Source organism: Parabacteroides gordonii MS-1 = DSM 23371 (genome assembly GCF_000969825.1).
Lineage (GTDB): Bacteria > Bacteroidota > Bacteroidia > Bacteroidales > Tannerellaceae > Parabacteroides > Parabacteroides gordonii.
Map to the genome: position 1 here is coordinate 4,248,290 of NZ_KQ033919.1, position 15,177 is coordinate 4,263,466.

Below are 15,177 nucleotides of genomic sequence, written 5' to 3' on the forward strand. Positions count from 1 at the left end.
GTTTCAACTGTTCTTTATCAATTGGGTGATCTGATCTTGTGTCACGTCTGCGGTCAACGAGAAGCGTATCCGTGCCGTCCCTTTCGGTACCGTCGGGGGACGGACGGGAAGGCAGTAGAAGCCTTTCCTTTGCAGCTCTTCCGCATGAAGGATGCAAGCTTCATTCTCCCCGATAATATAGGGGATGATATGGCTGCCGCTGATCTCTCCCCCTTTTCCCCGCAGGGCATCGGCCAGCAGGCTGCTCACGAGGGTCAGCCGCTTGCGTTCCTCTGCGAAGTCGGGAAGCCGGCGGAAAAGGAACTGCGTCCAGGCTATTTGTGCCGGGGGAAGTGCGGTGCTGAATATCAGCGGACGCATACAGTTGATCAGGTACTCGCGGATCACCCGGCTACAGACCACATAAGCTCCCATAGAGGCCAGCGCCTTGCCGAAAGTGCCGACCAGAAGGTCTATTTCGGAGATGCAATCCTGTTCTTCCGCGATCCCCAGCCCGTTACGGCCGCGTACGCCGATGGCATGTGCTTCGTCCACGTACAGGCAGACGTTGGGATAGCTCTTTTTCAGTTCCACCAACCGACGAAGGTCTGCCACGTCGCCATCCATGCTGAAGATGCTTTCGGTGACGATAAAGACTTGTTCGAACTGGCCGGCATTCTTCTTCAGCAGCGTCTCCAGTTGCTCGTAATCGTTGTGGCGATACCGTTGGAAGGGTGCCCCACTAAGCAGTATGCCGTCGATAATGCTGGCGTGAACCAGTTTGTCGGCAAGGATCAGTGTCTGTTTGTCGGCCAGTGCAGGGAGTATGCCCGTATTGGCATGGTAACCGCTGTTGAAAAGCAGGGCTGATTCGCGGCCGAAGCGTTCGGACATAAGCTGTTCCAGTGCGGTGTAGGCCGTAAAGTTACCGGTCAGCAGGCGGGAAGAGGAAGAGGAGAGGGGGAGTTCCCCGTCTTTCAGCTCTTCCAGAAACGCATTCCGCAGGTCGGCTCGTGAAGCCAGTCCCAGATAATCATTCGAAGACAAGTTAAGCATCCATTGCCCGTCCCTTTCTACCATGCACCCCTTATGCACGATTTTCGGCAGACGGCGCAGATTGCCTGCTGCCTTCAATTCATTCAGTTTCGTTGTATAATCTTTCATTGTTTGTCTGTTTAAAATAATTTAGTGTCCGGATTCTGGCAACTGATGGTGACTCCTTCCCCTCTCGAGAGGGGGTAGGGGGTGTGTTACCGCTTTACCTTATGCACTTTAATACCCCTTCCGTCAGCCTGCTCAATTGCTCCGGCCGGATGATAAACGGCGGCATCAGATAAACGAGCTTGCCGAAAGGCCTTACCCAAATACCTGCTTCCACGAAACGCCGTTGCAGTACTGCCATATTGACCGGCTCTTTCATTTCGATAACTCCGATCGCCCCGAGTACACGCACCTCCTGTACGTTTCCGAACGACCGCGCAGGCTCTAGTTCCCGTCGGAGTTGTGCCTCGATAGCATCCACCTTCCCTTTCCAATCGCTTTCCAGCAACAGTGTGACGGAAGCCGAAGCAATCGCACAGGCCAGTGGATTCCCCATAAAGGTCGGCCCGTGCATGAAGCATCCCGCTTCACCGGAGCAGATCGTATCGGCCACCTGCTTTGTCGTCAATGTTGCCGACAACGTCAGATACCCGCCTGTCAATGCCTTGCCGATGCACATGATGTCCGGTACCACGCCCGCATGTTCCCAGGCAAACAACTTACCCGTACGTCCGAAGCCTGTTGCAATCTCATCAAAGATCAGCAGCACCCCGTACGCTTCGCATAACTCCTTAGCCCTGACAAGAAAGGTGGGTGAGTAGAAATACATGCCTCCCGCCCCTTGTACAACCGGCTCCAGGATCAGGGCGGCGATATCGTCTGCATGCTCCTCCAGCAAATCCTTCAACGGTGTCATCGCTTCCTCGTCCCATTCCTCCCCGAACTTCACCGACGGTTGAGGAATGAAATACTGCACTTGAAGGCTGCCCGCAAATATCCCATGCATCCCCGTCACCGGATCGCAGACCGACATCGCATGCCACGTATCCCCGTGATACCCGCTACGGATAGTCGCAAACCGATACTTGCCGCTTTTCCCTTGCGACTGCCAGTATTGGATCGCCATTTTCATAGCCACCTCTACGGCCACGGAGCCACTGTCAGCAAAGAATATCTTCTCCAGTTCCATCGGCAGAATACCCAGCAGTTTCTCCGCCAACTCCACCGCCGGCTGATGCGTGATACCGCCGAACATGACGTGGCTCATCTTCTCCAACTGCTTCCCGGCCGCCTCATTCAGTACCGGATGATTATACCCGTGTACGGCCGCCCACCACGAAGACATCCCGTCAACCAAACGTCTGCCGTCCTGTAAAATCAGTTCCACCCCTTCCGCACCTGCCACCGGATAGACCGGCAGCGGATCGATCGTCGATGTGTAAGGATGCCAGATATGTTCCCTGTCATATTGTATCAGTTCCTCTGTTGTCATTTTATCTGTATTATCGTTGTTATTTTATTTATATTGTCGTTGTTATTGTTTCTGTCTCATTCGTATGATCCTCTCTCTATTCTCTTTATTCCCTTCTCTGTTTCATCCGACCCAATCGGTATCTCTGGTTAACGAATACCCGGCTTCCGTGAAGAGCACCTTATCTTCTTCCACCCGGCTTCCGATCGTCGTAAGCAAATCTCCAATGATAGCCGCATTGATCCCGATATACAATGCCTTCTGTTGTGCTTTCCTGCTCATTAGCGCCCTTCCTCCCGAAAAGCGTAAATAAGCCTGGGGATTAATGAACCTGAATAGCGCAATGGTAGTCAGGAACTCCTCCTCTGATAATAAAGGAGTATCTCCCAACGGAGTCCCCGGAATAGGTTGCAGCATATTAAGGGGAATGGAGTAGACTTGTTCCCGCTGAAGGAACAGCGCCATCTCGATCCGTTGCTCCATCGTCTCTCCCATACCGATGATGCCGCCCGAGCAGATACGGAAACCTAATTCCCTGGCCTGGTTGATTGTCTCCATCTTCTCCTCAATCGTATGTGTCGTACACAATGTGCGGAAATAAGAAGGTGCAGTTTCTATATTGCAATGATAATTTTCCACTCCGCTATCCCTCAATACCTTCAGTTGTTCCTTATCCAGTAATCCCAGGGAAGCACAACACTTAATATCGCAGGCCTCTTTAATATTACCCACTATCCCGCTCAACAGCTGTATCTCTTTGCCCGATAAACGTTTCCCGCTTGTAACCAATGCGAAACGTCCGATCCCTTGTTTCCTGTTGTGCACCGCATGACGTACACATTCTTCCGCCGGAAGCAAAGGATATAAAGTAACTTTGGTGTTATAGTGACCGGACTGTGCACACCACTTACAGTTCTCACTGCAATTCCCGCTCTTAGCATTTATAATAGAGCAGGTATCGAATTTGTCTCCCATAAAATGGCGTGTGATCTGATGGGCCGCCTCATACAAAGCCTCCTTGTCATTACATTGTGATAAGGCAATAGCTTGCTTTTCATTGATCTTTCCCCCTTCAATAACTAACTGTTTAAGTGTTTCAATCATCTTGTTTTATCATTAGGAAATAAAAAAGCGGAAAGTCCCAGTGTAAACTGATACTTCCCGCTTTAGGATATAAATATATGTATAGGCAGACGAAGCTGCTGCTACAGTCTGTTTAGTAGTCTGTATAGTGAATAACAAAAGTAATACCAGTGATAAACGTGATAAGGTTTCTGCATACGATTCCCCTTGCAGGAGCTCTGCATTCCTTTCCTTATCTTCCGGATTACTCTGATCCGTAAACAGTACCGACGAGTGAACCGTACCGTTCTTGATCTGGAACCTTTCTGATACATTCGAAGAAAGCTGTCCGATCGTAACGGCCCGGCTAAGACTGAAGAATGCAGCATATCCTTTCCGGCTCCATCTTCTGAACCGAAAAGAATTCTGAATGAAATGTCTTCGCTGCAACTTCATCTCTGTACGTTCTTTTATTTAGCAACCTTTTCCAGACGCTTCATAATAGAGAAGATAAACAGTGCCGACAGCAAACAACATACGATCAATACGCTCCATACCATCCACAACTGCATTCCGCCCCACAGATAACCGATGATAGCCACCAGATAGTTACCAATAGCAGTCGCTACGAACCATCCACCCATCATCATACCTTTATATTTTGGAGGTGCCACTTTGGATACGAATGAAATACCCATCGGTGAAAGCAACAACTCTGCGAAAGTCAATACCAGATAAGTCGATATCAGCCAGTTCGGGGATACCAGTACATCTGGAGAAATACCATTCGCTTCAACTGCTGCCGGAGTAGGCAGTCCTAAAGAACCCAGTGCCATGATAAGGAAACCGCAGGCTGCGATCACCATACCGATACCGATCTTACGTGGTGCGGAAGGTTCTTTCTTTTTCTTAGCCAAATATCCGAATACCGCCAGCGATACCGGAGTCAATACGATTACGAAGAACGGGTTGAACTGCTGGAAGATCTGCGGAAGAATACTTACTGTAGAATCCATCGAGCTGTAGCTCCATCCCAGTAATCCGAGCATGATCAGCAATACGCCTGCCGAGATACCTTTCGCTTTGCCTGTTTTCGACTGGAACAAGGAGAAAGCCGCATAAACAATAACCAGCAGGAAAGTCAGGTTTACAATGTTGAATCCGAGACGATCCAGGCCTGTAACTGCCTGTGCTGTATAGTCGCGGGCAAAGAATGTCAGTGTCAAACCGTTCTGGTGGAATGCCATCCAGAAGAAGATAACTACGGCAAATACCAGCAACAAGGCCTGGATACGAGCTTTCGTCTGTTCCGGTGTCAATTCTTCTTCCTGTACGTTAGCCGGTTTAGCTTGTTTGGAATTATAATCGGCATGTTTGAATGTCGGACGGAATACCACATAAATCAACATGGATACAACCAGAGAAATACAAGCAATAGCAAATCCGTAGTTGTAAGCTTCCGATAGTTTGTCTATATAAGTTGTACAGAATGCTGCAGTATCTCCCACGAAGTTTTGGGCAGCCTGTAATCCGCTCAGCGTAGCGGCACCTTCTTCTGTGATAGTTCCATTCAGGAATTGATGAGCCAGTGAAGGTATCTGTGGAACATATGTAAATCCAGCTTTACCCAGCATTTTGTTCGTGATGATCGTAGCAGCCGTCGGTGCATACATGGCACCGATGTTGATGGCCATATAGAAAATACTGAATGCCGTATCACGTTTGGCTTTATATTCAGGTGCATCATACAGGTTTCCAACCATTACTTGGAGGTTACCTTTGAACAGACCTGTACCACAGGCGATCAGGGCTAAGGCACCGAACATTAATATTTTTCCGGTAGAGGAAGGTGTGGGAATAGATAATAACACATATCCGATAAACATGACAACAATACCTGTAGTCACCATTTTACCGTAACCGAACTTATCGGCCAGGATACCACCAATAAGCGGCATGAAATAAACAGCAGCCAGAAACGATCCGAAGATAGTTGAAGTCTCGGCAGCTGTGAAACCAAACTTCGCTTGTAAGAATAAAGTAAAAATCGCGAGCATAGTGTAATACCCAAAACGCTCGCCTGTATTCGCTAAGGCTAACGCGTATAAACCTTTAGGTTGTCCTTCAAACATAGAATTTAAAATTAGATTATTATTGGATTATTTGTTTTATGGCGCCTGTTTCCGGGTAGAAATATACTTTTACCGGAGCTTTTTTATCTTCGAACATAACAGGTGCGAGACCTTCACGTGACCCAAACTGAGTGATCTGGGCTTCTCCTTTATATAGTGTTTTCTTGTTCATGCTGATCTCGATGCTGGCTTTTCCCGGTACGTTATAGATAATACCTTTCATGGATTTTTCTTTCTTCTCGGCTTCTTTGGGGTCTAAGATCGGAGCTCTATCGGTTGCTTTCAGGTTCATATAGACCGGAACTCCGCCTAAATCGTCGGCGTCGACAATACCCATCAGGTTAGAAAAACGGAATAAAACTTCTTTATCCAGATTATCGTAAGGCGTGATATTTACCTCGTAATGGGTGGTCTCTTTGGAAAGAATACCGGTGAACAGGTTGGTTAACGCTTTTTCCTGCTCTTCCAACTGCTGGATAACCAGCTTCATCGCTTCACCATCGGGAGGAAGATTATCTGCTTCTCCGGTCAGGATATTCAAGCGGCTTTCACGTATACGGTAGATTTGTTTGGCGGCAACTTCAGCCTGTCTGGCAGTCGATCCGGCCATTAGTAATTCTTCAGAGAAAACGGATGCGTCGGTTACTTTTACCGGAGCCTGTCCACTTTTCTTGATTGTTTCAAGTTCAGACTCTTCCGGAGTATATTCTGCATTGATGGAACATAGTAATCCGTCCTCTGTCAGATAAGCGTAAGGAGCGACCGTTCCACTCTTAAATTCAACGATATACGTATTGTCCGGATCGGGTATTCCCTTATTGACCAGGGACACTTTTCCTAGTTCATAATATACTTTATCTTCTGTGACAGCATCTTTAACTCCCAGATACTTTTCTGCATATTTGTAGTAAGGGCCGGCTTTGCAGGTAACCTTTGTAACTTCGGCGTCTACGATTAGTTGCGTTTTAGGTAATGAGTAGGTAATACCGAAGTTATTTGCTTTGACGGCATTTTTCTTTACCACTTTAGTTTGGGCCATTAGCGGTAAGCTAAACAAAATACATGCTATTGTGATCAGATTTTTCATATCCAAACAAATTATTTTATCTCAATTATGATTGTACAAAACTAGGAAATATTTTGTTAGAAACCAACCGTAAAGCTTTCTTTTAGTCTTTTGTAATGCAGATGATATGTTTGATTTGTAATATCTGGATCAGTCAAGAAGGGGTTATACAAAGCATAGTTAAAGTTTTGATTAAGAAGAATAACTCATGAAAGGAAAAGGAGATCGAGATATGAAGGTTGGTTAATTATCCTCACAAGTTATTCTAAAAACATAAATTTCAGTACGATGCAAAATTATTCAATAACAAATGAGCCCGTTAAGAATCCATAACTATGAATTAAGCTCAATGTATATTCACCACTCTGAACACTCAATGGTATTGTATAACTTTGCGGGGTCGATACAGATATATTTTCTTCATAGACTACCACGCCTGTATTGTCTGTTACTTTAACTGTTAGATTACTTAGTGGATGAACAAATTCTACTGTCAAATTTGTACCTTCAATAGAAGCTGTCGGAGGTGCAGGGAAAATAGAACGAACATCTTCTGGCCCCCACTTCCCTTTTGTCGGAATTCGATCTGCGTATATAGATTGAACACAGAACACTCCACAAATTACTAAAAATAAAGCTGCGATTAACCGTTTCATAATCCTATTAATTTAATTGTCTGTTGATAAAATTGATAATGCTTCCGCAAAATTATAATTCGTATCTTAATACCCGCTATTTTTTTGTTGACAAAATGGTGACAATGATTAATTGGTTATAAATCAGCGATAAAAGAGTCGAATTTTTCGGCGTTTTCAGCTTCTTTGGTTAACTTTTTATATAATCTTCTGCGACATTGGGACACACCGGAACTGGTAATGTTCATTAGTATGGCTATTCTTTTTACAGGAATATCAATTTTAACGAGGTAACAAATACGAAGTTCTTCGAGGGATATTCGTGAACAAAGTTCTAAAAGCCCTTTCTTAAAATTAGGATAGGTGGCATCTACTAATAGGAAAAGTTCAGACCATTCACTGTAACTCATTTTTTCCTCAGTTTGGTGAAGCTTTGTGTATAAAGTCGATTTCCTAAGATCCTGTTCTACCAGATGCATCGTGTCATGCTTTAATGAAATTTGTCTGTTTTCCATTTCAAGCATCAATTTCTTGGTTTCAAACAGTTGTCTTTTTACATCACCGATTGTCTCCTGACCAGACGATAGTTCTTGTTCCAACAATGCTATCTTCTTTTTGTTCTCTTCAAGATACCCTAAGCTTTGTTTATATAGCTTTTCCTTCAAGTCCAATAATCTTTTCTTTTTCTGTTGTTCTTTTTTGAAAAAGAAAAAGGATATGATTGATAGAACAGTGATGATGATTAATATCTGATATATTATGATCATCCTTCGTGATGCTTCTTGTTCATACTTACTTTTTTCATCAGCTATACGTTGATAGTTGAACATACTTTGTACGATTCGAATATTTTCAAAATGTGAATCGTTCTCAATAGAATCTCTTAATTGTTCATATTTATCCCAATACTTCAGATAGTTTTTAAAGTTAAGCTTTTGCTTTTCTATTTGAGCTAAAAAGTATAAACTTCCGGCTTGTGTATATGTTGCAGGGCTTTGTAAGCTAGAGTTTAGATAATACTGTGCAGAGTCATATAGTGCAGTTTTGTAGTAATATTCACCCAAATTGAGATATAGATGATATGGTAATTGGACTTTACTGTATGATTGGATAGATTTTTGAATACAATCATAAGCTTCCTTGTATTTTTCTGTTTGTAAATATAAGATTCCTAAATCATTTTGAAGAGAAGATATACTTTGAGGAGTTGCAATTTTCATCGCTTGTTGATAATAATAAATAGCACTGTCCTGCTGTTGAGTCTCTTTATATACACGTGCGATATTACGTAAAACAAAAGACATATTTGTAGAATCATTTGTTTTCTCCAAGAGAGGTAATGTCTTTTTGTAAAGAGGCAAAGCCATTTCATAAATGTCCTGATAACTATAAAGAGTTCCAAGGTTACTATTGATCTTTATCAGTAACTCCGGTAGATTCAGACTTTCTCCTAGAGCAAGAGCCTTTAAGTAATACTGTTGGGCTTGTAGAGCATCCTGCATATCAGAATATACACGTCCTGCATAGTAGTAGGATAAAGCCAGAGGTAATAAATCATTATGTTTCTCATAGTAATTCGTGGCTATCATTATTAATGAGTCTGAATCATGTATATAGTAATTCTTATCCAGTGCTTGAGTAAGCAGCAGGCAATAGGCGGCATATTCTTTTTCAGGTAGTTTTTCGGGAGAGGTAATATTGTCGAGTATGGCTAGTGAACTGTCGGAAGCTGTTTCCATTAACGATCTGGCCTTATCAAGCTCAGTTGAAACAGATGTTCTGTTTGAACATGAAACTAAGCATAATAAGCTGATTACAAATGATATTTGTAAAATAAACACATAGCGAAAAAGTAAATTTGAGCAAAGCGTAGCGAATTGGCTGAAACAGCGTTCGTTACGCTTTGTTTTTCTATTGGGCATAGCCAACGGAAAGCCAACATGAAGCCAAACGGCGCAAGAGTTCAGTTACCACCTCATTACTCCCGTAACGGGTGCGTATTTCTTGCTAAAAGGTTCTTTTTCTGCGATTTGCGTAGATTTGCATAGCAGTCGATAACTCACTGTAACTTAATTTTGTAACCCAAAAAAGGAGTGAGTTATGCGTAGTACATTCAAGGTCTTATTTTACGTGAAGAAAGGCAGCGAAAAGCCGAACGGCAACCTGCCTTTGATGTGCCGTATCACGGTGGACGGCGAGATTAAACAGTTCAGTTGCAAGATGGACGTTCCCCTACGCTTGTGGGACGTGAAGAACAACCGTGCTTCGGGCAAGAGCATCGAAGCGCAGAGAATCAATCTTGCGGTAGATAAAATTCGTGTGGAGGTAAACCGCCGCTATCAAGAGTTGATGCAGACGGACGGTTATGTTACCGCTGCCAAGCTCAAAGACGCCTATCTCGGTATCGGTGTCAAGCAGGAAACCCTGTTGAAGCTGTTTGAGCAGCACAACGCCGAGTTTGCCAAGAAAGTCGGGCACAGCAGGGCGCAGGGAACATTCCGACGCTATCAAACGGTCTGCAACCATATTCGGGAGTTCCTGCCCCATACCTACAAGCGTGAGGACATTCCGTTAAAGGAACTCAACCTTACTTTCATCAACGACTTCGAGTATTTCCTCAGAACGGAGAAGAAATGCCGCACCAACACCGTTTGGGGCTACATGATTGTGTTGAAACACATCGTTTCCATAGCGAGGAACGACGGACGTTTGCCGTTCAACCCCTTTGCAGGGTATATCAACTCTCCCGAAAGCGTGGACAGGGGCTACCTCACCCAAACGGAGATACAAACGCTCATGGACGCACCGATGAAGAACGCCGCCCATGAACTTGTACGGGACTTGTTCGTCTTTTCGGTGTTCACGGGTTTGGCGTATTCCGATGTGAAGAACCTCACCGCCGACCGCCTGCAAACATTCTTCGACGGCAATCTATGGATAATCACCCGAAGAAAGAAAACCAACACCGAATCGAACATCCGTCTGTTGGACGTTCCCAAGCGTATCATAGAGAAATACAAGGGGCTGGCAAGGGGCGGTCATGTGTTCCCCGTTCCGAGCAACGGCAGTTGCAACAAGATACTCAAAGATATAGGCAGACAATGCGGGTTCAAGGTGCGTTTGACCTACCATGTCGCAAGGCACACGAACGCCACGACCGTACTTTTATCGCATGGCGTGCCCATCGAAACCGTGAGCCGCCTTTTGGGGCACACGAACATAAAAACCACCCAAATTTACGCCAAAATCACCGCCCAGAAGATAAGCCAAGACATGGAAACCTTGTCGCACAAGTTAGAGGACATGGAAAAGAGCATCTGCCGAGCCATTTAACAACCTTAAAACAGAACAGCGATGAAAGAAGAAAGAAACATCATCACGATAGATGAATACGGCAGTATCTCTTTGCCAACCGACATAGGTGCAACCGCCATGACCGAGTGGGAAATCTGCGAACTGTTCGGGGTTATCGCCCCGACTGTTCGGGCAGGGATAAAGACACTCTGCAAAAGCGGAGTTTTGTGTATATATGACATAAAGCGCATTATCCGCCTATCGGACAGATACAGCGCGGAGGTTTACAACCTCGAAACGATAGCCGCCCTCGCTTTCCGTATCGAATCGTTCGGGGCGGCGAAAGTCCGCAAGGCATTATTAAAGAGGATTATACACGGGCGAAAGAAAAAAACGACGGTATTCGTGTCGGTTGTTTCGGACGGCAACCCCAACAGCCGTTGGAAAGCGTGATGATATACCAACATATCAACATGCAAACATACCAACATGCCAGCATACCAACATGCAAACCTATCACTATGGTGATATATATTGCAGGGTCTATTCCTCTTTTCAGAGGAAAGCGGAGCAATCATTTCCGTTTACAAAGGCAAAGCAAGCACGGGGCTTTATGTCAGCTAAAAGGTCAAGCGGCTACGCCGTTTCCCGATAAATCTTCCTCTCGCTTCGCTGCGAGCGTATTTATCGGGAAAACCTTGTATCCAACCGCCCCGTGCAAAAGAGCCTTTGAAAACGGAAACGACCGCCCCGCCGCCCACCACCGACCGAAAGGGAAAAATAATAAGGTGGGGTTATACGGGGAAGCAGACGGCAGGGACAGCCACCACCGAAAGGCAGACGGACGGCACGCCGCAGGGTATTTACGGAGAAAATACCGTAGCTTATTAGGGAATTTTCCGAGCCGCAATACTTCGTATCGCTGAAAATTCCCCAATAAGGCAAGGGGCAAGCCCCTCTGCACACCCTGTTGAGGGCGGCATTTCGCCGCCCTCAAAGATAGTCAGAATCATTGTTTCACAAGCCAAAAAAAGAAAGGAAGAATATATGGGTTTCGTAGTTTTACACATGGAAAAGGCGCACGGTAGCGACAGCGGAACGACCGCGCATATTGAGCGGTTCATCATACCGAAGAACGCCGATCCCACACGCACGCACCTGAACCGCAGGCTCATCGAATACCCCGACGGGGTGAAAGACCGTTCGGCGGCTGTTCAGAGAAGACTGGAAGAAGCGGGACTGACACGCAAAATCGGAAGCAACCAAGTGCGGGCAATCCGCATCAACGTGTCGGGAACGCACGAGGACATGGAACGCATCGAAAGGGAGGGGCGTTTGGACGAGTGGTGCGCCGACAATCTGAAATACTTCGCCGACACGTTCGGAAAGGAGAACATCGTGGCGGCTCACCTGCACAGGGACGAGGAAACGCCGCACATACACGTTACACTTGTCCCCATCGTCAAGGGAGAGCGCAAACGCAGGAAAAGGGAGGAGCAGGCGAAGAAGCGATACCGCAAGAAGCCGACCGATACCGTGAGGCTGTGCGCAGACGATATTATGACACGGCTGAAATTGAAGTCCTACCAAGATACCTATGCCGAAGCGATGGCGAAATACGGGCTGCAAAGGGGCATAGACGGCTCGAAGGCTCGCCATAAGTCCACGCAGCAGTATTATCGGGACATACAGAAACTCGCCGACAACCTCAAAGCGGAAGTGGTGGATTTGCAGCAGCAGAAAGAAACGGCACGGGAGGAACTAAAACGGGCGAAAAAAGAAATACAGACCGAGAAGCTGAAAGGGGCGGCAACCGTCGCAGCCGCCAACATAGCCGAAAGCGTGGGTTCTCTTTTCGGCAGTAATAAGGTCAAGACATTGGAAAGGGAGAACACCGCCCTGCATAGGGAGGTTGCCGACCACGAGGAAACGATAGAGGCACTGCAAGACAAGATACAGACCATGCAGACCGACCATAGCCGACAACTGTTGGATATGCAGCAGAAGCACCGAAAGGAGATGGCGGACAAAGAAACAAGGCACAAGCAGGAAATATCGTTTCTGAAAACGGTAATCGCAAAGGCGGCGGCATGGTTTCCCTACCTGCGTGAAATGCTCCGTATCGAAAACCTCTGCCGCCTTGTCGGGTTCGATGAAAGACAGACCGCAACGCTCGTCAGCGGCAAGCCGTTGGAGTATGCAGGGGAACTCTATTCGGAGGAACACAAGCGTAAATTCACGACCGAAAAGGCTGGCTTCCAAGTGATGAAAGACACGAATGACAAAACGAAGTTAGTCCTTGCCATCGACCGAAAGCCCATTGCCGAATGGTTCAAGGAGCAATTCGACAAGCTAAGGCAGAACATACGCCGTCCCATACAACCGCAAAGGAAAAGCAGAGGAATGAAATTGTAACAGCCTTATTGCGCTGAAAAACAAAAAGTACCGTTCATAAATGACTGATGAACGGTACTTTTTTGTAATTTTGCACCCGAAATGATAGAACAAGTTTATGAATCGTATAATTTTAGAAACTAATAGATTGCTATTGCGAGAAATGACACTTTCTGATATGGGCGCATTATCCTTAATATTACAAGATGAAAAAGTAATGTATGCTTATAATGGAGCTTTCAGTGATAAAGAAACTCTTGTTTGGATGCAAAAGCAACTTCAACGATATAAAGATTATGGATTCGGATTGTGGGGCGTATTTCTTAAAGATACCGACGAAATGATCGGACAATGCGGTATTACTATGCAGGAATACAAGACTGCGCAAGTTCCCGAAATCGGCTACTTGCTGGCTCATAAATATTGGCATAAAGGTTATGCTGTTGAAGCCGCAACGGCTTGTCGGGAGTATGGGTTTAATACGCTGAAATTTGATGAATTATATTCAATTATTAGAGATACCAACGTTGCATCACAAAAAGTGGCACTTCGCAATGGTATGAATCCGATTGATTCTATTGTTAAACACTATCGTGAAGTTGATATGCCCCATTTGGTATATTGTGTAAAAAAATGATAAATTTATGAATGCCCCTACATTTACTATATGATAAAAAACAGTCATTTAAATCATATTGAATCACAGATAAAATCTGAATACTTGTCCGTTCCTTCCAAAGCAATTCTTTTGGAGGAAGGAAAAGTTGCAGAAAAACTCTATCTAATCCGTAAAGGCTGTCTGCGGCTGTTTTTCTATAATGAAGGGAAAGATATTACTTTTCAATTCTTTTTTGAGGGGGATTTTGTCGCCTCATTCGATAGCCTATATAAACGCACGCCGAGTCTTTTCTATTTGGAGAGTATCGAGCCAACGGAACTCACGGCTATAAGGAGAGAGGATTTTTATAACCTAATCAACAATAATTTGTCGTTGAGACAGTTGTATGAAGAAAAACTCATAGACCGTTTTCATGCTTATCAACAACTGTTCTTGTCAAGAATAAAAAACACGCCACAACAGCGATATGAAGAATTGCTGAAAGAGTATCCCAACATAATACAGCGTGTTCCGCAACATTATATAGCGTCTTATCTTGGCATAACTCCCGTTTCTTTATCACGCATCAGAAACCGTCATTAACTTCATTTCTTTACAATTGTTATCGTTCTGATTCTACTTGAATACCGAATTTTGCACCGTAAATATGAAAACGGTAAGCAATGAAGAAGATTTTTGTAATAGACTGGATTTTGGTTTTTGTGTTTGTTTTATCTGCATTTTCCGGAATAGGATTGCATATTGCCGGATATGGCAACAGCCACGAAGTATGGCATAATTGGGCTGTATTTCATGTTTTGACCAGCTTTTTATTTTTTGTGGCGGCAATATTCCATATAACAACACATTGGGGATGGTATAAAGGAATAATAAAAAATGGGCTTGGCAAAAAAAGTAAAATTACAGTAGTTCTGTCAGTTGTATTCTTTCTTGTATCGGTTACGGGAATTATCCTATTAGGAGTAAACGGGGCTAACTCCTACATAGGGCTATTGCACTATAAAATAGGGATTATTACAATCGTTCTATGTATTGGGCATATACTAAAACGAATTCCTTTATTACGTAAATCTCTGAAATAATACACAAAGCATAGGGCTAAATAAATAGTCCTTTGTTTTGTGGATTATTAAAATTATTGTATCTTTGTTTTCAGAAAGAGTTATTTGACAGCATAGCACCGCAAATCGCTGAAATTCGCACGGTTGCTAACTCGTTACCATTACTTCTCAAATAATTCGCTAAAAGTTTATTCCTCAATCGGTTAAGTCAAACCGATGAAAATCTAAAATAATATTTCCAGGTTTATTTCTCATCTCTCCTTCTCTAATAGATGTCGAATATACAGCTTTTTTTGAAAAAGAAGGTTAGTGGGATTTATTATAATTTGCTAAAAATGTGGTAAGAGAAATAAATGTGTTGATTTTTATAGTGAATGTGTTTGGCTCTATAAAATAATATTGCCTGCTTGCTTCCATTGAACA

General features: G+C 44.4%; 15 protein-coding genes. 7 read left to right on the forward strand and 8 right to left on the reverse strand.

The genetic code is table 11. The features are described from left to right. Positions 1–3 precede the first annotated feature (3 nt). From HMPREF1536_RS16010 to HMPREF1536_RS16040, 8 genes are all read right to left on the reverse strand, one after another. The gene (locus HMPREF1536_RS16010; protein ID WP_028726253.1) at positions 4–1,143 is read right to left on the reverse strand and encodes an 8-amino-7-oxononanoate synthase; all 1,140 of its coding nucleotides are present in this window, start codon (positions 1,141–1,143) and stop codon (positions 4–6) included. A gap of 94 nt (positions 1,144–1,237) precedes the next feature. Next, positions 1,238–2,512: an adenosylmethionine--8-amino-7-oxononanoate transaminase gene (gene bioA, locus HMPREF1536_RS16015; protein WP_028726254.1), complete on the reverse strand. Its 1,275-nt coding sequence runs from the start codon at positions 2,510–2,512 to the stop codon at positions 1,238–1,240. 102 nt (positions 2,513–2,614) lie between these two features. After that, on the reverse strand, positions 2,615–3,595 hold the full coding sequence (bioB, locus tag HMPREF1536_RS16020) for a biotin synthase BioB (protein ID WP_028726255.1): 981 nt from the start codon (positions 3,593–3,595) through the stop codon (positions 2,615–2,617). Positions 3,596–3,607: 12 nt separating this feature from the next. Next, positions 3,608–4,009: a hypothetical protein gene (locus HMPREF1536_RS28190; protein WP_028726256.1), complete on the reverse strand. Its 402-nt coding sequence runs from the start codon at positions 4,007–4,009 to the stop codon at positions 3,608–3,610. Positions 4,010–4,023: 14 nt separating this feature from the next. Next, entirely contained in the window at positions 4,024–5,685 is a 1,662-nt protein-coding gene (locus HMPREF1536_RS16030) for a peptide MFS transporter (RefSeq protein ID WP_028726257.1), read from the reverse strand. A gap of 19 nt (positions 5,686–5,704) precedes the next feature. Then, positions 5,705–6,772: a DUF4831 family protein gene (locus HMPREF1536_RS16035; protein WP_028726258.1), complete on the reverse strand. Its 1,068-nt coding sequence runs from the start codon at positions 6,770–6,772 to the stop codon at positions 5,705–5,707. A 275-nt stretch (positions 6,773–7,047) separates the two neighbouring features. Then, on the reverse strand, positions 7,048–7,407 hold the full coding sequence (locus HMPREF1536_RS27120; RefSeq protein ID WP_081693242.1) for a DUF3244 domain-containing protein: 360 nt from the start codon (positions 7,405–7,407) through the stop codon (positions 7,048–7,050). Between the two features lie 116 nt (positions 7,408–7,523). After that, a complete protein-coding gene (locus HMPREF1536_RS16040) occupies positions 7,524–9,125 on the reverse strand; it encodes a tetratricopeptide repeat protein (protein WP_052349764.1) in 1,602 nt (533 codons plus the stop codon). Positions 9,126–9,486: 361 nt separating this feature from the next. On the opposite strand from HMPREF1536_RS16040, the gene HMPREF1536_RS16045 reads away from it, so the two are divergent. The 7 genes from HMPREF1536_RS16045 (at position 9,487) to HMPREF1536_RS16070 (ending at position 14,775) form a co-directional block, all read left to right on the forward strand. After that, positions 9,487–10,719, forward strand: a complete 1,233-nt coding sequence (locus tag HMPREF1536_RS16045) for a site-specific integrase (RefSeq protein WP_028726260.1) — start codon at positions 9,487–9,489, stop codon at positions 10,717–10,719. 21 nt (positions 10,720–10,740) lie between these two features. Continuing rightward, positions 10,741–11,133, forward strand: coding sequence for a hypothetical protein (locus HMPREF1536_RS16050; protein WP_028726261.1), 393 nt, complete (start codon positions 10,741–10,743; stop codon positions 11,131–11,133). A 276-nt stretch (positions 11,134–11,409) separates the two neighbouring features. Beyond that, positions 11,410–11,571 carry a hypothetical protein gene (locus tag HMPREF1536_RS27920; RefSeq protein WP_167331487.1) on the forward strand — a complete coding sequence of 54 codons (162 nt, stop codon included), beginning with the start codon at positions 11,410–11,412 and terminating at the stop codon, positions 11,569–11,571. A gap of 156 nt (positions 11,572–11,727) precedes the next feature. Further along, the gene (mobV, locus tag HMPREF1536_RS16055) at positions 11,728–13,095 is read left to right on the forward strand and encodes a MobV family relaxase (RefSeq protein ID WP_028726262.1); all 1,368 of its coding nucleotides are present in this window, start codon (positions 11,728–11,730) and stop codon (positions 13,093–13,095) included. A 97-nt stretch (positions 13,096–13,192) separates the two neighbouring features. Next, entirely contained in the window at positions 13,193–13,711 is a 519-nt protein-coding gene (locus tag HMPREF1536_RS16060; RefSeq protein WP_044191324.1) for a GNAT family N-acetyltransferase, read from the forward strand. Between the two features lie 30 nt (positions 13,712–13,741). Beyond that, positions 13,742–14,275 (forward strand): Crp/Fnr family transcriptional regulator, encoded by a 534-nt coding sequence (locus tag HMPREF1536_RS16065; RefSeq protein WP_028726264.1) that lies wholly within the window; start codon positions 13,742–13,744, stop codon positions 14,273–14,275. 80 nt (positions 14,276–14,355) lie between these two features. Beyond that, complete coding sequence (locus HMPREF1536_RS16070; protein ID WP_028726265.1) at positions 14,356–14,775, forward strand: DUF4405 domain-containing protein; 420 nt, start codon at positions 14,356–14,358, stop codon at positions 14,773–14,775. Positions 14,776–15,177 lie beyond the last annotated feature (402 nt).

Excerpts from the sequence above, each read along its gene's own strand:
- HMPREF1536_RS16030 (WP_028726257.1), bottom strand. The coding sequence starts at position 5,685 with ATGTTTGAAGGACAACCTAAAGGTTTATACGCGTTAGCCTTAGCGAAT.
- mobV (WP_028726262.1), top strand. The coding sequence starts at position 11,728 with ATGGGTTTCGTAGTTTTACACATGGAAAAGGCGCACGGTAGCGACAGC.
- HMPREF1536_RS16035 (WP_028726258.1), bottom strand. The coding sequence starts at position 6,772 with ATGAAAAATCTGATCACAATAGCATGTATTTTGTTTAGCTTACCGCTA.
- HMPREF1536_RS16070 (WP_028726265.1), top strand. The coding sequence starts at position 14,356 with ATGAAGAAGATTTTTGTAATAGACTGGATTTTGGTTTTTGTGTTTGTT.
- HMPREF1536_RS16065 (WP_028726264.1), top strand. The coding sequence starts at position 13,742 with ATGATAAAAAACAGTCATTTAAATCATATTGAATCACAGATAAAATCT.
- HMPREF1536_RS16045 (WP_028726260.1), top strand. The coding sequence starts at position 9,487 with ATGCGTAGTACATTCAAGGTCTTATTTTACGTGAAGAAAGGCAGCGAA.
- HMPREF1536_RS28190 (WP_028726256.1), bottom strand. The coding sequence starts at position 4,009 with ATGAAGTTGCAGCGAAGACATTTCATTCAGAATTCTTTTCGGTTCAGA.
- HMPREF1536_RS16010 (WP_028726253.1), bottom strand. The coding sequence starts at position 1,143 with ATGAAAGATTATACAACGAAACTGAATGAATTGAAGGCAGCAGGCAAT.
- HMPREF1536_RS16060 (WP_044191324.1), top strand. The coding sequence starts at position 13,193 with ATGAATCGTATAATTTTAGAAACTAATAGATTGCTATTGCGAGAAATG.
- bioB (WP_028726255.1), bottom strand. The coding sequence starts at position 3,595 with ATGATTGAAACACTTAAACAGTTAGTTATTGAAGGGGGAAAGATCAAT.
- HMPREF1536_RS27120 (WP_081693242.1), bottom strand. The coding sequence starts at position 7,407 with ATGAAACGGTTAATCGCAGCTTTATTTTTAGTAATTTGTGGAGTGTTC.
- bioA (WP_028726254.1), bottom strand. The coding sequence starts at position 2,512 with ATGACAACAGAGGAACTGATACAATATGACAGGGAACATATCTGGCAT.
- HMPREF1536_RS16050 (WP_028726261.1), top strand. The coding sequence starts at position 10,741 with ATGAAAGAAGAAAGAAACATCATCACGATAGATGAATACGGCAGTATC.
- HMPREF1536_RS16040 (WP_052349764.1), bottom strand. The coding sequence starts at position 9,125 with ATGGAAACAGCTTCCGACAGTTCACTAGCCATACTCGACAATATTACC.